The sequence below is a fragment of the Cellulosimicrobium sp. SL-1 genome (assembly GCF_011033075.1).
Lineage (GTDB): Bacteria > Actinomycetota > Actinomycetes > Actinomycetales > Cellulomonadaceae > Cellulosimicrobium > Cellulosimicrobium funkei.
This window is the reverse complement of record NZ_JAACJC010000013.1, coordinates 50642-72779: the sequence shown is the minus strand read 5'-3', so window position 1 is coordinate 72779 and position 22138 is coordinate 50642. Positions and strand designations below refer to the sequence as shown.

At 74.9% G+C, this 22138-nt stretch carries 18 protein-coding genes; 4 read left to right on the top strand and 14 right to left on the bottom strand.

All coding sequences use genetic code 11. From position 1 onward, the window contains the following. Positions 1–228 precede the first annotated feature (228 nt). The 11 genes from yjfF to GWJ10_RS18455 all read right to left on the bottom strand — a co-directional run bounded on the left by yjfF (position 229) and on the right by GWJ10_RS18455 (position 13249). The gene (yjfF, locus tag GWJ10_RS18505; protein ID WP_021482614.1) at positions 229–1206 is read right to left on the bottom strand and encodes a galactofuranose ABC transporter, permease protein YjfF; all 978 of its coding nucleotides are present in this window, start codon (positions 1204–1206) and stop codon (positions 229–231) included. Between the two features lie 83 nt (positions 1207–1289). Next, positions 1290–2348, bottom strand: coding sequence for an ABC transporter permease (locus GWJ10_RS18500; RefSeq protein ID WP_043655183.1), 1059 nt, complete (start codon positions 2346–2348; stop codon positions 1290–1292). After that, positions 2345–3883: a sugar ABC transporter ATP-binding protein gene (locus GWJ10_RS18495; RefSeq protein WP_061269177.1), complete on the bottom strand. Its 1539-nt coding sequence runs from the start codon at positions 3881–3883 to the stop codon at positions 2345–2347. Before GWJ10_RS18495 ends, GWJ10_RS18500 begins: the two co-directional genes overlap by 4 nt. Positions 3884–4118: 235 nt before the next feature. Continuing rightward, on the bottom strand, positions 4119–5138 hold the full coding sequence (locus GWJ10_RS18490) for an ABC transporter substrate-binding protein (protein WP_031315144.1): 1020 nt from the start codon (positions 5136–5138) through the stop codon (positions 4119–4121). 381 nt (positions 5139–5519) lie between these two features. After that, positions 5520–7028 (bottom strand): L-arabinose isomerase, encoded by a 1509-nt coding sequence (gene araA, locus GWJ10_RS18485; protein ID WP_163188855.1) that lies wholly within the window; start codon positions 7026–7028, stop codon positions 5520–5522. 124 nt (positions 7029–7152) lie between these two features. After that, entirely contained in the window at positions 7153–7911 is a 759-nt protein-coding gene (locus GWJ10_RS18480; protein WP_163188854.1) for an L-ribulose-5-phosphate 4-epimerase, read from the bottom strand. Further along, the gene (locus GWJ10_RS18475) at positions 7908–9581 is read right to left on the bottom strand and encodes an FGGY-family carbohydrate kinase (RefSeq protein ID WP_163188853.1); all 1674 of its coding nucleotides are present in this window, start codon (positions 9579–9581) and stop codon (positions 7908–7910) included. Before GWJ10_RS18475 ends, GWJ10_RS18480 begins: the two co-directional genes overlap by 4 nt. Positions 9582–9694: 113 nt before the next feature. Continuing rightward, the gene (locus GWJ10_RS18470; RefSeq protein WP_137281595.1) at positions 9695–10747 is read right to left on the bottom strand and encodes a LacI family DNA-binding transcriptional regulator; all 1053 of its coding nucleotides are present in this window, start codon (positions 10745–10747) and stop codon (positions 9695–9697) included. Positions 10748–10782: 35 nt separating this feature from the next. Further along, positions 10783–11658, bottom strand: a complete 876-nt coding sequence (gene proC, locus GWJ10_RS18465; RefSeq protein WP_163188852.1) for a pyrroline-5-carboxylate reductase — start codon at positions 11656–11658, stop codon at positions 10783–10785. A gap of 79 nt (positions 11659–11737) precedes the next feature. After that, on the bottom strand, positions 11738–12469 hold the full coding sequence (locus GWJ10_RS18460; protein ID WP_163188851.1) for a hypothetical protein: 732 nt from the start codon (positions 12467–12469) through the stop codon (positions 11738–11740). Positions 12470–12712: 243 nt separating this feature from the next. Beyond that, positions 12713–13249: a potassium channel family protein gene (locus GWJ10_RS18455; protein ID WP_085388456.1), complete on the bottom strand. Its 537-nt coding sequence runs from the start codon at positions 13247–13249 to the stop codon at positions 12713–12715. An 84-nt stretch (positions 13250–13333) separates the two neighbouring features. Between GWJ10_RS18455 and GWJ10_RS18450 the strand changes: the two genes are divergently transcribed. After that, a complete protein-coding gene (locus GWJ10_RS18450) occupies positions 13334–14797 on the top strand; it encodes a DNA repair protein RadA (protein ID WP_163188850.1) in 1464 nt (487 codons plus the stop codon). Positions 14798–14882: 85 nt separating this feature from the next. Here GWJ10_RS18450 and GWJ10_RS18445 read toward each other — a convergent pair whose 3' ends face one another. After that, the gene (locus GWJ10_RS18445) at positions 14883–17348 is read right to left on the bottom strand and encodes a VWA domain-containing protein (protein WP_206158444.1); all 2466 of its coding nucleotides are present in this window, start codon (positions 17346–17348) and stop codon (positions 14883–14885) included. Positions 17349–17542: 194 nt separating this feature from the next. On the opposite strand from GWJ10_RS18445, the gene disA reads away from it, so the two are divergent. After that, on the top strand, positions 17543–18628 hold the full coding sequence (gene disA / locus GWJ10_RS18440; RefSeq protein WP_034654928.1) for a DNA integrity scanning diadenylate cyclase DisA: 1086 nt from the start codon (positions 17543–17545) through the stop codon (positions 18626–18628). A gap of 37 nt (positions 18629–18665) precedes the next feature. Beyond that, the gene (locus tag GWJ10_RS18435; RefSeq protein WP_163188849.1) at positions 18666–19388 is read left to right on the top strand and encodes a methyltransferase domain-containing protein; all 723 of its coding nucleotides are present in this window, start codon (positions 18666–18668) and stop codon (positions 19386–19388) included. A 76-nt stretch (positions 19389–19464) separates the two neighbouring features. Here the strand turns inward: GWJ10_RS18435 and GWJ10_RS18430 are convergent, their stop codons facing one another. Next, positions 19465–20307, bottom strand: a complete 843-nt coding sequence (locus tag GWJ10_RS18430) for a hypothetical protein (protein ID WP_163188848.1) — start codon at positions 20305–20307, stop codon at positions 19465–19467. Positions 20308–20590: 283 nt separating this feature from the next. Between GWJ10_RS18430 and GWJ10_RS18425 the strand changes: the two genes are divergently transcribed. Continuing rightward, a complete protein-coding gene (locus GWJ10_RS18425; RefSeq protein ID WP_241005904.1) occupies positions 20591–21463 on the top strand; it encodes an A/G-specific adenine glycosylase in 873 nt (290 codons plus the stop codon). A 16-nt stretch (positions 21464–21479) separates the two neighbouring features. Here GWJ10_RS18425 and GWJ10_RS18420 read toward each other — a convergent pair whose 3' ends face one another. Next, entirely contained in the window at positions 21480–22133 is a 654-nt protein-coding gene (locus GWJ10_RS18420; RefSeq protein WP_163188847.1) for an amino-acid N-acetyltransferase, read from the bottom strand. Positions 22134–22138: the final 5 nt, after the last annotated feature.

The window sequence follows — 22138 nt, the reverse complement described above, 5'->3', positions numbered from 1 at the left end:
TGCGTGTGAGCGTTCACAAGTTCGGCCCGAGCCTAGTGTGAGCGCTCACATTCTACAAGGGCGGCGTCATGACACCGCCGGTCGGGCGTGCGCCCGAACGACCCAGGGGTGCCGGCCCCCGTCCTGCTCCGGTGACCCCGGGCCGTCGGCCCGGGCAGACGGCCGCGGCACCGGCCCCGCGCCGCGGACGTCACGAGGACGCCCGGGGCGGGGGCCGGTGCCGCCGGCTCACCTCCGCCTGACGACGAGGACGCGCTGCAGGATCACGAAGACCAGCAGCAGCACGCCGATGACGATCTTCGTCCACCACGAGCTCAGGGTGCCCTCGAACGTGATGATCGTCTGGATGAGGCCCAGCACGAGCACGCCGAGCACGGACCCGAGCACGAAGCCCGTCCCGCCCGTGAGGAGCGTGCCGCCGATGACGACCGCCGCGATCGCGTCGAGCTCCATGCCGACGCCCGTGAGCGAGTAGCCCGACCGCGAGAACATCGCGAACAGCAGGCCGCCGATGCCGGCGCACGTGCCGCTCACCACGTAGACGAGCACCTTGGTGCGCGCGACGGGCAGGCCCATGAGCATCGCCGACTGCTCGCCGCCGCCGATCGCGTAGACCGTGCGGCCGAACTGCGTGTAGTGCAGCACGTAGAACGCGATCGCCACGACGACGAGCGCGATGATGACCGCGGTCGTCAGGCGCCAGCCGTCGCCGATCTCCTGGCTCCAGCCCGCGAGCGCGACGAACGACTCGTTCGTGATCGGGATGGACTGGAGGCTGATGACGTAGCACAAGCCGCGCGCGAGGAACATCGCGGCCAGCGTCGCGATGAACGGCTGGATGTCGAACACGTGGACCATGAGCCCGACGGCGAGTCCCAGCACGGTGCCGATGAGGACCGCGATGACGAGCACCACCGCGACCGGCCACCCGCTCTGCAGGAGCGACGCCGTCGTGATGCCGGACAGCGCCACCACGGCGCCCACGGAGAGATCGATGCCGCCGGTGAGGATGACGAACGTCATCCCGACCGCGAGCACGATGAGGAACGAGTTGTTGATGAACAGGTTCGAGACGACGCGGGCCGAGAGGAAGTTCTCGTACCGGCTCCCGCCCACGACGAGCATGAGCGCGAGCACCGCGAACGTGCCGAGGACCGGGAGGTAGCGCCGGTCGAGGCGCACGCGGCTCGTGAGTCGCTCGGTCATGGTCGGTCGGCCTCCGGGGGCGGCGGTCTCGGCGCCCCGGGGGTCGGGCGGCGAGGTCGGGGCAGGGGTCTGCACGGCGGACATCAGGCGCTCACCTCCGCGGCCGCGGCGGCCGTCGGGGCCGCGCGACGTCGTCGGGCGGCGACCAGGTCGCGCACCTTCGGGGACTGCGCGAGGCAGACCGCGATGACGACGATCGCCTTGAACAGGGGCGTGACGGACGGCGAGATGCCGAGCATGGTCACCGTGAGGGTGAGCGTCTGGATGATGAGGACGCCGACCAGGGTGCCGGAGAGCGAGAACTTCCCGCCCGCGAGCGACGTGCCGCCGATCACGACGGCGAGGATCGCGTCGAGCTCGATGAAGAGCCCGGCGTTGTTGGCGTCGGCCGCCATGGTGCTCGACGAGATCATGAGGCCGGCGAGGCCCGCGAAGAGCGCGCAGACCGCGTAGACGGTCCAGATGATGCTGCGCGCCTTGACGCCCGCGAGGCGGCTCGCCTCGGGGTTGATGCCGACGGACTCGATGAGCATGCCGAGCGCGGTGCGCCGGGTGAGCAGCGCGACGGCCGCGAAGACGATGCCGGCCAGCACGACCGCGACGGGGATCCCGAACCAGAACCCGGACCCGATCGACTTGAACGGTGCGCTGTTGACCGTCGTGATCTGGCCGCCCGTGATGAGCATCGCGACGCCGCGGCCCGCGGTCATGAGCACGAGCGTCGCGATGATGGGCTGGATCCCGAGGACGGAGACGAGGAACCCGTTCCACACGCCGAGGACGAAGGACAGCGCGAGCGCGATCCCCACGGCGACGAGGACGGTCGTCAGGCTGTCCGGCGTGGGCGACGACGCGATGAAGCTCAGCGCGACGGCCCCGGAGATAGCGACCACCGCGCCGACCGAGAGGTCGATGCCGCGCGTCGCGATGACGAGGGTCATGCCGAGCGCGACGAGCAGCAGCGGTGCGCCGTTCTTCAGCAGGTTGACGAGCGACCCGAAGAGGTGGCCGTCCTGCAGCCTGATGGACAGGAAGCTCGGCCGGTTGACCGTGTTGACCGCCAGCAGCACGACCAGCGCGACGATCGGCCAGAAGAGCCGGTGCTGGACGGCGCGCTGCCAGGCGGGTGCCGTGGTGCTCATGACTCCTGCCCTCCGCTCGCGATGAGCTCGACGACGTCCTCGACCGTGACGTCCTCGTCGTTGGTGATCTCCGCGACCTTGACGCGGTCGCGCATGACGGCGATGCGGTGGCTGAGCCGCAGCACCTCCTCGAGCTCGGCCGAGATGAACACGACCGACATGCCCTCGCCCGAGAGCTGGGCGACGAGCTTCTGGATCTCGGCCTTCGCCCCGACGTCGATGCCGCGCGTCGGCTCGTCGAGGATGAGCAGCCTGGGCGCCGTCGCGAGCCAGCGCGCGAGGAGCACCTTCTGCTGGTTGCCGCCCGAGAGGTTCTTGATGAGCGCGTCCGGGTTGGCGGGGCGGATCGCGAGCGCGCTGATGTACTTCTCGACGATCTCGTCGACCTGCTTGCGCGGCAGGCGCCGGGCCCACCCGCGCTCGGCCTGGAGACCGAGCACGATGTTCTCGCGGATCGTCAGGTCGCCCACGATGCCCTCGGCCTTGCGGTGCTCCGAGGAGAACGCGATCTTGCGCTGCATCGCGGAGCGCGGCGTACGCAGCCGGGCGAGCGAGCCGCCGACGCGGACCTGGCCGCTGTCCGCGCGGTCCGCGCCTGCGAGCAGCCGGGCGAGCTCGGTGCGGCCCGAGCCGAGGAGGCCCGCGAGCCCGACGACCTCGCCCGGGTAGACGTCGAGGTCGAACGGCTGCACCGAGCCCTTGCGGCCGACGCCGAGAGCCTGGACGAACGGCGTCGCCTCGCGGTCGGCGACCGAGCGCTTGGGCGCCTCCTCGAGCTCCTCGAGCACCTCGAGCGAGGTGCCGATCATCTTGGAGACGAGCTCGAGGCGCGGGAGCTCGGCGGTCACGTACTCGCCGACGAGCCTCCCGTTGCGCAGCACGGTCATGCGGTCGGAGATCTCGTACACCTGCTCGAGGAAGTGCGAGACGAAGAGGATCGCGACGCCCTCGTCGCGCAGGCGCCGCACGACGGCGAAGAGCTGCGCGACCTCGTCCGCGTCGAGGCTGGACGTCGGCTCGTCGAGGATGAGCACCTTGCACTCGACGACGAGCGCGCGGCAGATCGCCACGAGCTGCTGCACGGCGAGGGAGTGGCTCGAGAGCGAGGACGCCGGGTCGATGTCGAGGTTGAGGCGCGCGAGCATCTCCCCCGCCCGACGGCGCGTGGCCCGCCAGTCGATCGCGCCGAGGCGGCGCGGCTCGTGGCCGAGCATGATGTTCTCGGCGACCGAGAGGTTCTCGCAGAGGTTGACCTCCTGGTACACCGGCGAGACGCCGGCGGCCTGGGCCTCGCCCGGGCCGGAGAACGTGTGCTCGGCGCCGTCGACGAGGATGCGACCGGAGTCGATCGAGTAGACGCCGGTGAGCGCCTTGATGAGCGTCGACTTGCCGGCGCCGTTCTCGCCCATGAGGGCGTGGACCTCTCCGGGCCGGAGCGTGAGGTCGACTCCGTCGAGCGCCTTGACGCCCGGGAACTCGATCGAGATCCCGGTCATCTCGACGACGGGCCGACCGTCGGGGACGGCGGTAGTCATGGGTGACCTTCCGTGCAGCGGTGGCGGCGGGGCTGCCGGGCCCCGGGGCGCCTCAGGACGCCGGCGGGGTCGGCATGCCGGCGGTGGTGCGTCGGCCGCGCGCCGGGGAGCCGTGCTCTCCCGGCGCGCGACCCGTCCGTGGTGGCGGGGCCGGTCGGCGTCGACCGGCCCCGCCGGGGCGGTGCGGAGCGGGTGCCCGGAGGTCCGGGGCGCCCGCTCGGCGCGCGCGGTGCGCTCAGTACTCGCGCGTCGGGAGCGCCTCGATCGCCTGCTCCTGCGTGAAGGACTCGTCCTTGACGACGATGCGCTTCTCGACCTCCTCGCCCGCGACGACCTTCTTGATGATGTCGGCCAGGTCCGGGCCGAGGAGCGGGTTGCACTCGACGATGAAGTTGATCTTGCCGTCGGCGAGGGCCTGCATGCCGTCCTTGACCGCGTCGACGGTGACGATCTTGATGTCCTCGCCCGGGACGAGACCGGCGGCCTCGATGGCCTCGATGGCGCCGAGACCCATGTCGTCGTTGTGCGCGTACACGAGGTCGATGTCGTCGTGCGCCTGGAGGAAGCCCTCCATGACCGTCTTGCCCTCGGCACGCGTGAAGTTGCCGGTCTGCGAGTCGATGATCGTCACGTTGGGGTTGTCCGCCGTGGCGTTCTCGAAACCGGTCTTGCGGTCGATCGCGGGCGCGGCGCCCGTGGTGCCCTGGAGCTCGACGACGTTGATGGGCTCGGTCGCGAGGTTCTCGGAGACCCAGTCGCCGGCCATCTCGCCCTCGAGGACGAAGTCGGAGCCGATGAACGACTCGTAGAGGGTGTCGTCCTCGGAGTCGACCGCGCGGTCGGTGAGGATCACGGGGATGCCGGCCTGCTTGGCCTCCTCGAGCACCGCGTCCCAGCCGGACTCGACGACCGGGGAGAACGCGATGACGTCGACGCCCTGCGCGATGTAGGAGCGGATCGCCTGGATCTGGTTCTCCTGCTTCTGCTGCGCGTCGGAGAACTTGAGGTCGAAGCCGTTCTCGGCCGTGAGCGTGTCCTGGATGGACTTGGTGTTCGCCGCGCGCCAGCCGGACTCGGCGCCGACCTGCGAGAAGCCGACGGAGATCGTGTCGCCGCCACCGCCGCCGTCGCCGCCCGCGTCGTTGCTGCTGCCGTCCGTGCTGCCGCCCCCGCTGCTGCACGCCGCGAGCGCGAGGACCGCCACGCCGGCGAGGACACCCGTCAGACGCGTGCGCGCCTTGGTCGTGCTGAACATGCTCTCCTCCTTGAGATGCGACCTCGGCGCCGTGCCGAGGACCGTCGGGTCGTGCCAGCCCCTCATCGGACTGTTGACTCTTGTTGATACATGTTTGCTTGTGTCAATGTCTAGCGGTGTCAGGGCCGCTCCCGCAAGCCCCCACTCGGCATTCCGCATCACCGTTCGGTAACCATTCCGGTCACCGCTCGGCACTGCGACGTGCTCGAGCTGCGGAGCCAGGCGAAGGGCAGGACCCCGGGCCCGCGGATGTGATCGCTCACACCCTCCCGAGAGACGATGTTAGCGCTCACACAGCTCCAGGGGAAGCCGCCGCCCCGTCACGGTTCGGTCACGGCCGGTGGCCGTGACGGGACCGTGCGCGGACGGCTCCCCCAGGCGTCAGAGGCCCTGCGCGAGGCGGTAGTAGACCTGGTTCCACCGCACCTGGTCGCGGAAGCCCCGCCGCGTCGTGCTCTCGTCGATGACCAGGAGCTCCGTGCGCGCGATGTCCGCGAAGACCTCGAACGCGTCGATGCCCGCGGCCGTGGAGAGCACCGTGTGGTGCGCGCCGCCCGCCGTCAGCCAGGCCTCGGCGGACGTCGTGAAGTCCGGCCGCGGCTCCCACACCGCGCGTGCCACCGGCAGGTGCGGCAGCGGCGCGCTCGGCGGGACGACGTCCACGACGTTCGCCGTGAGCCGGAAGCGGTCGCGCATGTCCGCGAGGGACACGACGACACCGACGCCCGGGTCGGCGTCGAACACCATGCGGACCGGGTCCTCCTTGCCGCCGATGCCGAGCGGGTGGATCTCGACGCGGGGCGTCGAGGTCGTGAGCGACGGGCAGATCTCCAGCATGTGCGCGCCGAGGATCTTCTCGCTGCCCGGGGTCAGGTCGTAGGTGTAGTCCTCCATGAGCGACGCGCCGCCGGGCAGCCCCTCGCCCATGACCTTCGCGGCGCGCACGAGCACGGCCGTCTTCCAGTCGCCCTCGGCCCCGAACCCGTAGCCCTTCTCCATGAGTCGCTGGACGGCGATGCCGGGGAGCTGGCGCAGGTCGCCCAGGTCCTCGAAGTTGGTCGTGAACGCCTTGGCGCCGACGGACTCGAGGAACGTCTCGAGCGCGATCTCCTGCCGCGCCGCGTACCGCAGCGAGGCGTGCCGGTCGCCGTCCTTGCGCAGCTCGGGGACCACGTCGTAGAGGTCCTCGTACTCGGCGACGAGCGCGTCGACGTCGGCCTCGGAGACCTCCTCGACCGCGCGCACGAGGTCGTTCACGCCCCACGTGTTCACGCTCACACCGAACCGGAGCTCGGCCTCGGTCTTGTCGCCCTCGGTCACCGCGACGTTGCGCATGTTGTCGCCGAAGCGGGCCAGGCGCAGCTCGTGCGTCGCCGCCCAGCCGGCGGCGCCGCGCACCCACGAGCCGACGCGCGCGGTGACCGCCGGGTTCGAGACGTGCCCGACGACCGTCGTGCGCGCCACCCCGAGCCGCGTCGCGACGTACGCGTACTCCCGGTCGCCGTGCGCGGCCTGGTTGAGGTTCATGAAGTCGAAGTCGATCGTGTCCCACGGCAGCTCGACGTTCGCCTGCGTGTGCAGGTGCAGGAGCGGCTTGCGGAGCTGGTCGAGGCCGCCGATCCACATCTTCGCGGGGCTGAACGTGTGCATCCACGTTACGACGCCGAGCACGCGGTCGTCGGCGTTCGCGTCGAGCATCGCGCGGCGGATCGCGCCGGCGTCCTTGAGGACGGGCTTCCAGACGACGGTCGCCGGGACGTCCGGCGACGCGTCGAGGGCGCGCGCGACCTCCTGCGACTGCTCGGCGACCTGCCGCAGCGTCTCCTCTCCGTACAGGTCCTGGCTGCCGGTGAGGAACCAGATCTCGCGGTCCGCGTAGGGCTTGCTCATGTCGGTCCATCTCTCGTGTCGTGGGCGAGGGCCGCACCGCTGCGGTCCCGTCCCGGTGGTCGTGCTGCGTGTCGTGCCGGTGCGCCGCCGGGCCCGGGGGAACCGGGTCGGAGCGGCCCGCCGGTCAGCGCGCGGGCTGCTGCCCGTAGACGTGCTGGTAGCGCGTGTAGAGCGCGTCGACGTCGTCCTGCGGGATGCGCGTGGGCTCGCCGAGCTGGCGGCTGACGTGCACGGTGCGGGCGACCTCCTCGCACATCACGGCCGCCTTGACCGCCGCGCGCGCGTCCTTGCCGATGGTGAACGGCCCGTGGTTGCGCATGAGGACCGCGGGGCTGCGCGACCCGCGCAGCGTCTCCACGATGCCGCGCCCGATCGAGTCGTCGCCGATGAGCGCGAACGGTCCGACGGGGATGTCGCCCCCGAACTCGTCGGCCATCATCGTCAGGACGCACGGCACGGGCTCGCCGCGCGCGGCCCAGGCCGTCGCGTAGGTCGAGTGCGTGTGCACCACGCCGCCCACCTCGGGCAGGTGGCGGTACACGTACGCGTGCGCCGCCGTGTCCGACGACGGCGACCGGTCGCCCTCGACGAGGGCGCCGTCGAGGTCGCACACGACCATCGCGCCGGGGGTGATGTCGTCGTACGCGACGCCCGACGGCTTGATGACGAGCAGGTCGCCCGCGCCGTCGGGCCGTGTGGTGTCCCGGACGCGCTCGGACACGTTGCCCGCGGTCCACACCACGAGCTCCCAGCGGGGCAGCTCGGCGTGCAGCGCGGCGACGCGCTCCTTGGCGGCGTCGACGGCGTCGCGCAGGTGCGCGGGCACCGCCGGGACGGCGGGTCGCGCGGCCGTCGCGTCCGCGGGCGGGGTGGGCGTGCTCATGCGGGGTCCTCTCCTCCGGTGCGGGTGGGCAGCGCTGTCACGGCGGCACGCTCGACGGCGAGCCCGGCCGCGTACCGCTCGAGGTACGCGGCGAAGCCGGCGACGTCCGCGGGGTCGGGCTCGACCGTCACGGTCTCGGCCGCCGCGAAGACGTGGTCGCGCAGGTAGTCGCCCAGGTCCGCACCCGGGTCGGCGCCCACGTCGGCGCCCGGCGCGCGCTCCCCGGCACGGGCGCGCGCGAAGGCCGCGAGCACCGCGATGCCCCAGGCCCCGCCCTCGCCCGCGGTGCGCCCCACGCTGACGGGCGCGCCGATCGCCGCCGCGAGGAGCCGCTGCGCGACGCCCGCGGTGCGGAACATCCCGCCGTGGGCGAGCATCCCGTCGATCCGGACGCCCTCCCGCGCGAGCACGCGCATGCCGAGCGCGAGGGTCCCGAACGCGCCGTACACCTGCGTCCGCGCGAAGTTGGCGAGCGTCAGGCGGCTGCCGGGCGTGCGGACGACCAGGGGGCGCCCCTCGTCGAGCCCGGTGATCGGCTCCCCCGCGAGGTAGTTGTAGGCGAGCAGCCCGCCGCCGTCGGCGTCGCCGTCGAGCGCGGCGCGGAACAGCGCGCCGAACACGTCGTCCGGGCCCGCGTCGCTGCCGACGGCCGCGGCGAGCTCGCCGAGCAGGCCGGCCCACGCCTCGAGCTCGCTCGCGCCGTTGTTGCAGTGGACCATCGCGACGAGGTCGCCCGCCGGCGTCGTGACGAGGTCGAGCTCGTGGTGCACGGCGGCGAGCGGGCCCTCGAGCACGACCATCGCGAAGATGCTCGTGCCCGCGCTGACGTTGCCCGTGCGCGGCGCGACGGCGTTCGTCGCGACCATGCCCGTGCCCGCGTCGCCCTCGGGCGGGCACAGCAGGACGCCGGGCTCCAGCGACCCGGTGGGGTCGAGCCAGGCCGCGCCCTCGGCGGTCAGGCGCCCGGCGCTCTCGCCCGCGACGAGCACGTCGGGCAGCAGCTCGGCGAGCTTCGGCCCGGCCCGGTGGGTGGCGGCGCGCTCGTCGACGAGCGCGAGGAGCGCGTGGTCGTAGTCGCGCGTCGCCGGGTCGACCGGGAACATGCCGGACGCGTCGCCGACGCCGAGCACGTGGCGGCCCGTGAGCCGCCGGTGGACGTACCCGGCGAGCGTCGTGAGCGACGCGACGCTCGCCGCGTGCGGCTCGGCGTCGAGGATCGCCTGGTACCAGTGCGCGACCGACCAGCGCAGCGGGACGTTGTACCCCAGCAGCTCGGTGAGCTCGGCGGCGGCCGGGCCGGTCGAGGTGTTGCGCCACGTGCGGAACGGGACGAGGAGCTCGCCGTCGGCGTCGAACGCGAGGTAGCCGTGCATCATCGCGGAGACGCCGAGCGCCCCGTACGTCGTGGGTCGCACGCCGTACCGCTCCTCGACGTCGGCCACGAGGCGCGCGTAGCACTCGCGCAGCCCCGCCTCCACGGCGTCGAGCGGGTACGTCCAAACGCCGTCCTCGAACCGGTTCTCCCAGGCGTGGCTCCCGCTCGCGAGCGGCGTGCCGTCGCCGTCCACGAGGCACGCCTTGATCCGCGTCGACCCGAGCTCGATCCCGAGCGCGGTGTCCCCCGCCACGACGGCCGCCCGACGGCGCCCGACCTCGTCCTGCTGCACCATTGCTGCTTCTCCTCGTCGCGGCGTCGCGCCTCGGTCGTTGAGTGTCCTTCGAATGTTAGCGCTCACAACCGGCGAGGCCAACTCCCTCCGCGCTCGCCCGTGCGAGCGCGCGGTCAGTCGCGCGGCGTTCCCGTGCTCTCGCGCACCATGAGCTCGGGCGGGATGGAGACGGGACGGACCGTCGCGCCCGCCAGCGCGTCGATCATCATCCCCATGCACCGGCGGCCCAGGGACCCGAACGGCTGGCGCACCGTCGTCAGCGGCGGGATGAAGTGCCCGGCGCCCGCGACGTCGTCGAACCCGACCACCGAGACGTCCGCCGGCACCCGCACGCCCTGCTCCCAGAACGCGCGCAGCAGGCCGAGCGCGAGCTGGTCGTTGCCCGCGAACACCGCCGTCGGGCCGTCGCCCGCGCGGACCGCGGCCGCGAGCTCGCGCCCGACGGCGTACCCGCGGTCCGACGACCAGTCGCCCCGCACCGGCTCGGGCACCGGGGCGCCGCGCTCCTCGAGCGCGGCGCGCCAGCCCGTCTCGCGCTCGCGCGCGTCGAACCAGTCGAGCGGCCCGGACAGGTGGAGCACCGTGCGGTGGCCCAGACCGAGCAGGTGCTCCGTCGCGACGCGCGCACCCAGACGCTGGTCCACAGCGATGGACAGGATCGCCCCCGGCGCACCGAGCGCACCGGGCGCGGGGCGCACGACGTCGGTCGCCTCGCCGTCGGCGGGGAGGTCGCGCGCGGCGATCATGATGACGGGGACCGGCGCGCGGAACGAGTCGACCGCCGCCGCGACGTCCGTCTGCGGCGCGATGACGACGATGCCCTCGACACCCTGGTCCATGAAGTGCTCGAGCACCCGGTGCATCGTGTCGGCGTCGTAGCGCCGGATCGTCGCGACGCTCACGAAGTAGCCCTGCTCGCGCGCGGCCTCCTCGACCGCGATGAGGGTCGACGTCGGCCCGTACAGCGCGGAGCCGGTGGTGACCACGCCGATCGTGCCCGAGCGCATCGTCACGAGGGCGCGCGCCGCGCTGTTGCGGCGGTAGCCGAGCGTCGCGATCGCGTCGAGGACGCGGTCGCGGGTCTCGGGCCGCACGCTCGGGTGGTCGTTGAGCACGCGGGACACGGTCTGGTGCGAGACGCCGGCGAGCCGCGCGACGTCCGACATCGCGGGCGGGCGCGTGCGGGGCGACGGCCCGTCGCTCACGACCCCGCCCCCTCGGTCCCCGCGCGCGGCGCCGGGGCGTCCGCGAGCGCCGCCGCGAGCTCGGCCGAGCGGTCGCGCGCGGCCTCGAGCGCGTCGAGGAACGCGGCGCGCACCCCGCCGGCGTCGAGACGGCGCAGCGCCGCGACCGTCGTGCCGCCCGGCGACGAGACGCGCTCGCGCGCGATCGCCGGGTGCTCGCCCGTCTCGCGCAGCATCGTGGCCGCGCCGTGCACGGTCGCGGTCGCGAGCTCGAGCGCCGTCGCGCGCGTCAGGCCGAGCAGCACGCCCGCCTCGGCGAGCGCGTCGATGACGTAGAAGACGTACGCGGGCCCGGAGCCGGAGAGCGCGCCGACGGCGTCCTGGTCCTTCTCCGCGACGCGCACGACGAGGCCCGTCGCGGCGAGCAGCCGCTCGACGACCGCGACGTCGTCGTCGTCCGCGGCGCTCCCGCCGCTCACGGCGCTCACGCCCGCACCCACGACGGACGGCGTGTTCGGCATGACCCGCACGACGGCGGTGCCCGCGGGCAGCCGCTCCTCGTAGAAGGCGGTCGGGAGGCCGACGACGACGCTCACGACGACCGTGCCCTCGCCCACCGCGTCGTGGACCTCGGCGAGCAGCGCGGCCACGTCCTTCGGCTTCACCGCGACGACGACGACCCCGGCGCCGCGCACGGCCTCGACGTTGTCGCGCGTCGTCCGGATGCCGTGGCGCGCGGCGAGCTCGTCGGCGCGCTCGGGCCGGCGGACCGTCGCGACGACGTCGTCGGGTCGCCACCCGGACGCGAGCGCACCCGCGAGGACGGTCTCGCCCATGACGCCCGTGCCGAGGACGGCGAGCCGGGGCGCGGAGGGGGTGGGCAGGTCGGTCATGGGCGATCAGCTCCCGGGAGTCGGTGAAGGGCATTCTTGCGCACCCGGAGAGTCCGGGCCGCCGCGAGGGCCCCGGTGCTCAGAGCGGGAAGGCGGCGTAGACGTCGGCCACGACGTCGGCGGGCCCCGTCGCCTGGAGGACGGCCGTGTCGTTGCGCCACGTGACGGTGGCCCGGCCGTCGCCCGCGTCGGTCACGGCGTACCGGCCCGCGACCTCCCCGGCGACCTCGACGTCGCCCTCCTCCGTGGGCGTGCCCGCCGCGGCGACGAGGTCGTCCGCCGCGGCCTCCGCCTCCGCGGACGTCGGCCACTGGCCCGCGACGACGGTGACCCGGGTCGCGTCGTCCCCCTCGCCGTCGGCGTACTCGAGCTGGTACGCCTCCAGGGCGCGCGCGGCGGTCCACGCGTCCGTCGCCGAGTCACTGCGGAGCACGAGGTCGAGCACGGTGTCCGGGAGCGCCTGCGCGAACGCGGTCGTGCCGGTGCGTGCCACGGGCTCGAGCGTCGGCGTGGGCGGGTCGGCGGTGACGGTGACCGTCGGCTCGGGCTCCGCAGCGGCGTCCGAGCGGGCGAACCCGGGCCACACCCAGGCGAGGAGCGCCAGCACGAGGCCGACGACGACCAGGAGGCCGACCAGCACGACGAGCCGCCGGCGCCGGTACACCGCCGCCGACGGGGGGCGGGAGTGCCGCCGGTCGCGCGCGCCCGTCGCGTCGGCGGGACGGCGGGGACCCGACGGGCCCGCCGTCGCCCCGGGGCGCGCCGGGGTGGCGGCCCGTCCTAGCGTGCCCCCGCCGGGCGGCTGGCTCATCGCGCGCACCTCTCTGCTCCCGGCCGTCCTCGTGGGCCGCCGATCCTCCGGGGCCTGGCCCCGCGGCCCAGCGTAGGACGCGCGCGGGCCCGACCCCCTGCGGTGACGCGGGGTGTCGTCCGGGCGGAGCGGGTTCACCCGGCCGTCGTGCCCCGGCGTCCGCCTCGGGGACCGCCCGCCGGGGACCGCCCGCCGGGGACCGCCCGCCCGGGACCGTGGGCCACGGGCCGCCGGCCGGTGACGTCAGTCGGGGCGTCGCTCGGTGCGCACCGCGCGCTCGCGGTGCTCCGCCCGGGCCCGCGCGCGCGACGTGGCGATCGACACCAGGACGCCGACGACGACGAGGTCCAGCACGATCTGGACCATCGCCACCATCTTGGCGGCCTCGCCCGTCGGGTGGACGTCGCCGTAGCCGACCGTCCCGAGCGTCACGACGGCGAAGTACAGGGCGTCGGTCCGGTTCTCGATCCCCACGAACTGGTCCGCGAGGAGGTAGTAGACGAGGGCGAAGAACGTCACGACCGGCAGCAGCAGGCCCATGACGGACTGGACCCGCACGCTCGGCGTCTCCCACGCGCGGAGCTGGCGCCGCACCTGGACCACGAGGAGCCCGCACAGCAGCGCCAGCCCGACGCCGAAGGAGACGAGCTGGACCACCTCGGGCGCGTCGTCGTCGGGCAGCGGCACGCCGTAGTAGACCGTGAGGCACGCGGCCGTCGAGGTCACCGTGAGGATCGGCGTCCACCACGGGCTGTCGTGCGGGAGGCCGCGCTTGCGCATGGGCCCAGCATCCCGCGCCGACGCCCGCTCGTCGCGGCGTGCGGCGGCGTGCCGGTGTCAGGGGCGCTGGCTAGGTTGGGGCGCGTGACGTCGTCGACCACCGCGGCCCGCTCCGCGGCCGCCAAGCGAGCCCGCCCCGCCTACCGCTGCAGCGAGTGCGGGTGGACCACCGCGAAGTGGGTGGGCCGGTGCGGCGAGTGCCAGGAGTGGGGCACGGTGACGGAGGACGCCCCGGCCGCCTCGGGCCCCCGCACCACGGCCGTGTCCCCCACGCGCTCCCCTGCGCGCCCCATCGGCGAGATCAGCGTCGAGGCCGCGCGCGCCACGCCCACCGGCGTGTCCGAGTTCGACCGCGTGCTCGGCGGCGGCATCGTGCCGGGCGCCGTCGTGCTCCTCGCCGGGGAGCCGGGCGTCGGCAAGTCGACGCTCCTGCTCGCCGTGGCGAGCAACGTCGCCGCGGGCGGCTCCGACCTGCCGACGGTCCGGCCCGCCGGAGAGCCCGCGCCCGCGGAGCCCGCGCGCCCGGCGCCCGTCCCGCGGCGCGTCCTCTACGTCACGGGCGAGGAGTCGGCCGGGCAGGTGCGCCTGCGCGCCGAGCGCGTCGGCGCCCTCGCGCCCGGGCTGCTGCTCGCGGCCGAGACGGACCTCGCGACCGTCCTCGGGCACATCGAGGCCACGGAGCCCGACCTGCTGGTCGTCGACTCCGTCCAGACCGTCGCGTCCGCGCAGGTCGAGGGCGCGCCCGGCGGCGTGAGCCAGGTGCGCGAGGTCGCGGCGTCGCTCATCACCGCGGCGAAGGCCCGCGACCTGCCCGTGATCCTCGTCGGTCACGTCACGAAGGACGGCTCGGTCGCCGGCCCGCGCACGCTCGAGCACCTCGTCGACGTCGTGTGCCAGTTCGAGGGCGACCGGCACTCGCGCCTGCGCCTCGTCCGCGCGGTGAAGAACCGCTACGGGCCCACGGACGAGGTCGGTTGCTTCGACCTCACCGAGAACGGGATCGTGGGGCTCGCCGACCCGAGCGGCCTCTTCCTCTCGCACACCGGCGCGGGCGTACCGGGCACGTGCGTCACCGTGACGCTCGAGGGCCGCCGGCCGCTCGCGCTCGAGATCCAGTCGCTCGTCGTGCCGAGCTCGCTGACGAACCCGCGCCGCACCACGAGCGGCGTCGACTCGAGCCGCCTCGCGATGATCCTCGCCGTCATGCACCGGCACGCGGGCGTGCGGCTCGTCGACCAGGACGTCTACGCGTCGACCGTGGGCGGCGCCAAGGTGACCGAGCCGGCCGCCGACCTCTCGATCGCGCTCGCCGTCCTGTCCGCGCGGGAGGACGAGGCCCTCCCGCAGGGCACCGTCGCGTTCGGCGAGGTCGGCCTCGCCGGGGACATCCGCCCCGTCGCCGGCCTCGACCGCAGGCTGGCCGAGGCCGCGCGCCTCGGCTTCACGCGCGCCGTCGTGCCGCGGGGGTCGTTCCCGCGCCCCGTCGAGGGCATGACGATCCACCCGGCGCGGCACCTCGGCGAGGCGGTCGAGCTCGCGCGGAGCTGAGCGCACAGGCCGCGGCGGGGTAGCTGCCGGGCAGCCACCGAGCGGGGCCCGCGCGCGGGGCCCGACGGCCGCCCCGCCGCGGTCGTCAGCCCTCGACGCCGGCCGAGCGACGGCGCCGCACCAGCAGGACCGTCCCCGTCCCGACGGCTACGGCCAGGCCAGCGAGCGCCGTGAGCAGCGCGACGCTCGCGCCCGTGGTCGCGAGCGGGCCGCCGCCACCGGGGGCGGGTGCGGCCGTGGCTCCCGGCTCGGAGGGCTCGGGCGCCGGCGTCGTGGGCGGCACCGGGTCGTCGTCGTTGGTCACGGTGCACGTCACGGCGTCGTCGGGCCCGACGACGACGACCTCGTCCTCGACCGCGAGCGCCGCACCCTCCCCGTCGGCGCACTCCCACCCGAGCGTGGTGTAGCCCGCCGGCCCGTCCTCGGCCAGCGCGTACGTCCCCTCCTCGACGGGCACCGCGGTGACGTCGTCGCTCCCCGACGCCCCCGTGACGACGAGGTCGCCGGTCTCGGCAGACCCGGACGCCGTGAGCGTCCAGTCGGCAGGCGCGGCGGTGCCGCCGTCGTCGTTGACGACCTCCTTGACCAGCGTGAGCATCGGCGGGCACACGACCTCGTTCGTCACCTCCACCTCGCGCGTCGGCGACCCCGCCGTCGTCGTGAAGGGCAGCGCCTCGTCGACCGTCTCGCCGTCGACGGACGTCACGCGCGCACCGGTGAGGACGCAGCCCGCGGGAAGGGTCGTCGTCTCGTCCACGACGACCTCCTGCGCGCCCGCGTACCCGCCCCGCTCGGCGCCCCACGGCTGGGCGCTGGGGCCCGCGCCGTCGGGCCCGGTGAGCGTGAGCGCGGCCTCCAGGCCCTCCGGCTGCTCGCCCTCGGCGAAGGTCTCGCCGCGCACGACCCACGTCTTGTCGACGACGACCGCGGACTGCGGCCGGTTGCGGATCGTGCAGCTCACGAACCCCGAGGGCGGGAGGTCGACCGTGAAGCCGGTGGCACCGGAGCTCTCGACCGCGACCGGGGCGTCCTGCGCGAGCTTGTCGACGCACACGGCGTTCGCCCCGGCGGCCGTGACGAGGTCGTAGCCGTCCTGCTGGGTCTCCGCGACGGTCAGGGTCGCGGTCTGGGGCTGGCCGCCGTAGTCGACGTCGAACACCACGCTGCCGGTGCCGTCGTCGGGCGTCGTCTGCGTCGGCGGCGTGACCGTGACCCCGGCCGTCGTCGTGCCGGCCGAGATCTCCCACCCCGGTCCCGCGGGCACCGCGCCCGTCACGTCCTCGCCGAGGTTCTCCGCGGGGACCAGCTCCTTCGTCACGGTGAGCCGCGACGCGCAGCCCGAGAGGAGCACGTCACGGAGCGCGGACCCCGCGGACTCGAAGTCGGCCAGGTCGAAGTAGTCGGCCGACCGCGGGTCGCCGCCCTCGTAGAAGGTCTCGCCGGAGAGCGCTCGCAGGTTGAGGCGCGTCACGTCGTCGATCCCGCTGCCGACGCCGAGCGCGAGGAGCCGGGATCCCCGTGCCTTGACGGCGTCGGCGGAGTAGATCCCGTTCTCGACGTCGCGGAAGTGCGTGGTGCCGCCGCTGCCGAGCAGCGGGTCGGCGCTGAACCGCGTCGGGTTGCCGTCGGTGAGCAGGACGACCACCTGGTAGTCCGGCGCGGCCTGCGCGACGGCCCACAGCGCCTGGTCCCAGTTGGTCCCGGACCCTGTCGCCCAGCCCGCGTACTGTGCCTTGAACGCGTCCGCGCCGCCCTGCGTCGAGACGGGGACGAGCGTCGGGGCGTTGCCGCCGTTCGTCGCGGGCGACGTCCCGTCGAACGAGAAGACCGCCATCCGCGACGGCGTCCCGACGAGCGCGTCCGCGATCGAGTCGGTCGCGGCCTTGAGGTTCGTCACCTGGCTGCCCAGGGACGCCGACAGGTCGAGCACGAGCGCGACGTCTACCCCGCACTGCGCGGCGAACTCCGGGTTCGTGCGCGACTGCTGCCACACCCCTTCCGAGTCCGTCTCGGGTCGGCCGCTGCCGGCGCTGCCGAACATGAAGGGCGGCTCGGCCGCCAGGGAGCTGTACGTCTGGCCCGCCTCGAGCGGCGGCGTGAGGAACTCGTACGGCCGGGCGACGGAGCCCGACCCGCTCCCCGCTCCCGTCCGCAGGGTCGGGTTGGTGTACCACCCCGCGGGCGCCGACAGCTGGCGGACGAGGAACCGCGCACCGGCGTTCGCGCCCCCCGGGCCCGTAGCCGGGACGACGAACGAGCAGTCCCCGTCGGCGTCGGAGGTGCACAGCGCCCAAGGCTGGTCGACCGGCTCGGGCGTCGCCCCCTCGGTGTACAACCCGAGCACGACGCCGGGCAGCGGGGCGACCTCCCGGGTCCCGACCCGGTCCCCGCCCACGCGGACGGTGACGACGGCCTCGCCCTCCCCGGGCTCGGGTACCTCGGCCACGGCCGAGGTGCCCGTGGCGAGGGCGGCGAGGCCCACGAGGACGAGCGCCGCGGCGCCCGCCGCGGCGGACCTCCCGACCTGTGCGAACGACCGACGACGGTGCACGTGCCCTCCCCGAGCCGCTCCGATGATCTGCTTCGAGCACCCACTCTGACGGAGCCCTCCGGAGGCGGCCACCGGTGCGCCCGGCGCCCGGACCCGGCACGCCCCACGACGCCGAGACCGGATCGTGACCGCTTTGTGGCGTGGCGCCGGGGTTTTCCGGAGGTGCGGAGGGGCTCGCAGCGTAGGATTCCCCCGTGGCCAACTCCCCCGCGCACCCCGACGAGCTGCTCCGGGAGACCCTCGCCGCCGTGGCACCGGGCACCGAGCTCCGTGACGGTCTCGAGCGCATCCTGCGCGGCCGGACCGGCGCGCTCATCGTGCTGGGCCTGGACAAGGTCGTCGAGGAGATGTGCTCGGGAGGCTTCCAGCTCGACGTCGGGTTCTCCGCGACGCGGCTGCGCGAGCTGTCGAAGATGGACGGCGCCGTCGTGCTCGACCGCGACGCCAACCGCATCCTGCGCGCCGCCGTCCAGCTCCTGCCGGACCCGACGATCGAGACCACCGAGTCCGGGACGCGGCACCGCACCGCCGAGCGCGTGGCCAAGCAGAGCGGCTTCCCCGTCATCTCGGTGAGCCAGTCGATGCGGATCGTCGCGCTGTACGTCGGCGGGCAGCGCCACGTCCTGGAGGACTCCGACACGATCCTGTCGCGCGCCAACCAGGCGCTCGCGACGCTCGAGCGCTACCGCGCGCGCCTCGACGAGGTGTCCGGCACGCTGTCCGCGCTCGAGATCGAGGACCTGGTCACGGTGCGCGACGTCTGCGCCGTCGTGCAGCGTCTCGAGATGGTCGCGCGCATCTCCGAGGAGATCGCCGGCTACGTCATCGAGCTCGGCACCGACGGCCGACTCCTCGCGCTCCAGCTCGACGAGCTCATCGGCGGCATCGGCTCGGACCGCGAGTTCGTCATCCGGGACTACGTCGACCTGGGCCGCAAGGACCGCTCGCTCGCGGAGGTGCAGAAGGCCCTGGGCGGCCTCGACTCGACGCAGCTCCTCGACCTCGGTCAGATCGGCCGCGTGCTCGACCTGCCGGGCGGCGGCGACGCGCTCGACGCGGCGGTCGCCCCGCACGGGTACCGCCTCCTGTCGAAGGTGCCGCGCCTGCCCGCGACGATCATCGACCGGCTCGTGGCGCACTTCGGCGGCCTGCAGAAGCTCCTCGCCGCGAGCATCGACGACCTCATGACCGTCGACGGCGTCGGCGAGCAGCGGGCCCGCGCGGTCCGCGAGGGCCTGTCCCGGCTCGCGGAGTCGAGCATCCTCGAGCGCTACGTCTGACGCTCCGACCGTCCGCACGACGCACACGGAGGGGACCGTGGACCACGTCGACGAGTGGTCGGCACTGGCCGACGCCTGGGCGCGCTGGTGGGCGCCCGCCGCCGAGCCCGCGCAGCGGGCGATCCTCGACGCCGCGGGCGTCGGGCCGGGCTCCCGCGTGCTCGACGTCGGGTGCGGCACGGGCGAGCTCGTCGCCCTGGCCGTGGCCCGCGGGGCCGAGGCGGCCGGGTGCGACGCCGCCGCCGGGATGGTCGACGCCGCCCGGCGCCGCAGCCCGGGCGCGGACCTGCGCGTCGCGCAGGCGGAGCGACTCCCCTGGCCGGACGACTCCTTCGACCTCGTGACGCTCGTCAACGCGCTCGCCTTCACCGACGTCGCGCGGACGCTCGTCGAGTGCCGCCGCGTCGGCGGGCTGGTCGCCGTCGCGACGTGGGCCGAGGACGCGCTCAACGACCTCACCGTCCTCGAGCGCGCGGTCGCGGGCGAGGACCACGAGCCGAGCGACGAGAGCCGCGAGGAGGGGCACCTCGGCGCGCTCCTCGCGGAGCACGGCTTCACGCCGGTGACGGAGGGCGTCGCGGACGCGCCGATGGTGCTCGCCGACGCGGACGAGGTCGTCGCCGCGATCATGTTCGGCGAGTCGGACGAGCTGCGCGCCGAGCTCCGCCCCGACGTGCTCCGCGCCGCGCGGCCGTTCCGGCGGCCCGACGGGTCCTACCTGCTGCGCAACACCTTCCGCTGGGCCCTCGCCCGCCGCTGACGCCCGCGACCCGGGAGCGTCCGAAGGCCCCTCCCAGAGGTGGGGCAGCGTCCCGGGCGGGGGCAGCGCCGCCGGTCTACGCGCCGTCGGCAGGAGGACCGGACGGGGCAGGCGGCTCGGCGCCCTCGGCGGGCGCCGTCCCCTCGGCCGGCGGCGCTCCGTCGGCCGGGGCCGTCCCGTCGGCGGGAGCGGTCCCGTCCGCCGGGGCTCCCTCCGCCGGGGTGGTCCCGTCCGCCGGGGCGGTGGGCTGGGCCGGGTCCGGCGTGGGCGCGGGCGGGGCGAGCAGGGTGAAGGTCACGGGCTCGCTCGTCGCGCCGTCGACGCCGGCGATGCTCACCACCGCCGTGTACGTGCCGGGTTCGACCTCGGGCTGGTCGGGCGCGCAGCCCTCGACCGAGCGGTGCCGGTCCCACCGCACGAGCCGCGACGGGTCCTCGTCGCCCGTGCTCATGAGCAGCAGGCGCTCGGTGGACCCGCAGTGGGCCGACGACCACACGAGCTCGTCGCCCGAGTAGACGAGCACCTGGCGGCCCGCGTCGGAGCCGTCGACGAGGCACGGCCGCCCGCCGGAGTGCCGGACGGTCACGTCGAGCTGCACGGCGCGACCGGGCGCGTACTCGGCGGCGTTCGTCGTCACGGCGAGCTCGAGCGACGCCGCCGTGCAGTCGCGGGGCGGCCCCGCGGCCTCGGGCGTGGGGGGCGGGGACTTGCCCTCCTGCGCGCTCGCGTCGCCGCTCAGCAGCGGCCCGACGGCGCGGACGGCCACCTGGCCGAGCAGCACGAGGCCGACGACGAGCGCGACGAGCAGGAGGAGCGCGACGAGCCGACGCCGCACCAGGGCGGCGCGCGTGGGGGCGCCCGGCCCGGTGCTGGGGCGGGTGCTCGGCCTCGGGGTGCGGTCGGTCCGCGGCGTGCTCACGGGTCCTCCGTCGTGCTCGTGCTGGTCGGGACCACGCTAGCCGCGGGGCCGCCCCGCGGCGCCGGTGCCGCGCCGACGGCGGCGCAGGTCGGGGCACAATGTGTCCGGCCCGTGCACCTGCCTGTGCGCCTGTCCTGTCGATCTGCTCCGTCCCCCGGCCCGCCGCCCCGACCCTCCCGAGGACCCACCCGTGCCAGCCCCCGCCCCGCGCTCGCCGCGTCCCGACGGCCGCGCCCGCCCGGCGCCGTCGAGCACGACCGCGCCCGGTGACCCGCACGCGGGGCTGAGGGACGCCGTCGGGCGCTGGTTCGGCGCGACGGCCCGCGACCTGCCGTGGCGGGCGGCCGACCGCACCGCGTGGGGCGTGCTGGTGAGCGAGGTCATGCTGCAGCAGACGCCGGTCGTGCGGGTCGAGCCGGCGTGGCGGGCGTGGATGGAGCGCTGGCCCGAGCCGGCCGACCTCGCCGCCGCACCGACCGCCGACGTGCTGCGCGCGTGGGGCCGGCTGGGCTACCCGCGGCGCGCGCTGCGCCTGCAGGAGTGCGCCCGGGCGATCGTCGAGCGGCACGACGGCGAGGTGCCCCGCGGCGAGGAGGCGCTGCGCGCGCTGCCGGGGGTCGGCGAGTACACCGCCGCGGCGGTCACCGCGTTCGCGCACGGGCGCCGCGCGGTCGTCGTCGACACGAACGTGCGCCGCGTCCTGGCGCGGGCGGTCGGGGGCGTCGCGCTGCCCGCGCCGTCCTACACGGCCGCGGAGCGCGCGACCGCCGCCGCCGTCGCCCCGCCCGACGACGACGACGCGGTGCTGTGGGCCGCGGCGTCGATGGAGCTCGGCGCGCTCGTCTGCACGGCGCGCGCGCCCCGGTGCGGCGTCTGCCCCGTCCGCGACGCGTGCGCGTGGCGCCTGGCCGGGCGCCCCGGCGACGAGCACGCGGCCCGACGCCGCACGCAGGCCTGGGCCGGCACCGACCGGCAGGCGCGGGGCCGGGTCATGGCGGCGCTGCGCGACGCGCCGGGCCCGGTGCCGCGCGGCGTCGTGGCCGAGGTGTGGCACGACGCCGCGCAGCTCGACCGGTGCGTCGCGAGCCTCGTCGAGGACGGTCTCGTCGAGCAGGAGGACGGGCCGGGCGGGGTGCTCTACCGGCTCCCCGTCTGACGCGGCGGGCGGGCCGTCAGCCGCGCGCGACGTCCGCGGCCCGGTCGCGGTCGAGGTCGGCGGGGCCGCCGGGGACGGCAGGGCCGTCGAGGTCGAGCAGCATCCGCGTGTTGCCGAGCGTGTTGGGCTTCACGCGCGCGAGGTCGAGGAACTCGGCGACGCCGTCGTCGTGCGAGCGCAGGAGCTCGGTGTACACCTCGGGGGACACGGGCGTCCCCTCGATGGTGCGGAAGCCGTGCGCGCGGAAGAAGTCGACCTCGAACGTCAGGCAGAACACGCGCCGCAGGCCGAGCGCGCGGGCGCGGGCGACGAGCTCGACGACGAGCGCGTGCCCGACTCGGTGCCCGCGCCACGCCGGGTCCACCGCGAGCGTGCGGATCTCCGCGAGGTCGTCCCACATGACGTGCAGCGCCCCGCACCCGACGACGCGCCGCGCGTCCGCGCCGTCCGCCGCGTCCGGGTCCGGCACCTCGGCGACGACGAACTCCTGGACCGCCTCGTAGTACCCGACCATCTCCTTGGCCAGGAGGATGCGGTCCTCGGCGTAGGGCTGCACGAGCGCGCGCACCGTCCGCACGTCCGCGGGCAGGGCGGGACGGACACGGACGGCGGAGGTCGTGGGCACCGCGACACTGTACGCGCGCGGAGCACCCGCTGCATAGTCATGCATCAGGG

Excerpts from the sequence above, each read along its gene's own strand:
- yjfF (WP_021482614.1), bottom strand. The coding sequence starts at position 1,206 with ATGACCGAGCGACTCACGAGCCGCGTGCGCCTCGACCGGCGCTACCTC.
- GWJ10_RS18500 (WP_043655183.1), bottom strand. The coding sequence starts at position 2,348 with ATGAGCACCACGGCACCCGCCTGGCAGCGCGCCGTCCAGCACCGGCTC.
- GWJ10_RS18495 (WP_061269177.1), bottom strand. The coding sequence starts at position 3,883 with ATGACTACCGCCGTCCCCGACGGTCGGCCCGTCGTCGAGATGACCGGG.
- GWJ10_RS18490 (WP_031315144.1), bottom strand. The coding sequence starts at position 5,138 with ATGTTCAGCACGACCAAGGCGCGCACGCGTCTGACGGGTGTCCTCGCC.
- araA (WP_163188855.1), bottom strand. The coding sequence starts at position 7,028 with ATGAGCAAGCCCTACGCGGACCGCGAGATCTGGTTCCTCACCGGCAGC.
- GWJ10_RS18480 (WP_163188854.1), bottom strand. The coding sequence starts at position 7,911 with ATGAGCACGCCCACCCCGCCCGCGGACGCGACGGCCGCGCGACCCGCC.
- GWJ10_RS18475 (WP_163188853.1), bottom strand. The coding sequence starts at position 9,581 with ATGGTGCAGCAGGACGAGGTCGGGCGCCGTCGGGCGGCCGTCGTGGCG.
- GWJ10_RS18470 (WP_137281595.1), bottom strand. The coding sequence starts at position 10,747 with ATGTCGGACGTCGCGCGGCTCGCCGGCGTCTCGCACCAGACCGTGTCC.
- proC (WP_163188852.1), bottom strand. The coding sequence starts at position 11,658 with ATGACCGACCTGCCCACCCCCTCCGCGCCCCGGCTCGCCGTCCTCGGC.
- GWJ10_RS18460 (WP_163188851.1), bottom strand. The coding sequence starts at position 12,469 with ATGAGCCAGCCGCCCGGCGGGGGCACGCTAGGACGGGCCGCCACCCCG.
- GWJ10_RS18455 (WP_085388456.1), bottom strand. The coding sequence starts at position 13,249 with ATGCGCAAGCGCGGCCTCCCGCACGACAGCCCGTGGTGGACGCCGATC.
- GWJ10_RS18420 (WP_163188847.1), bottom strand. The coding sequence starts at position 22,133 with ATGCATGACTATGCAGCGGGTGCTCCGCGCGCGTACAGTGTCGCGGTG.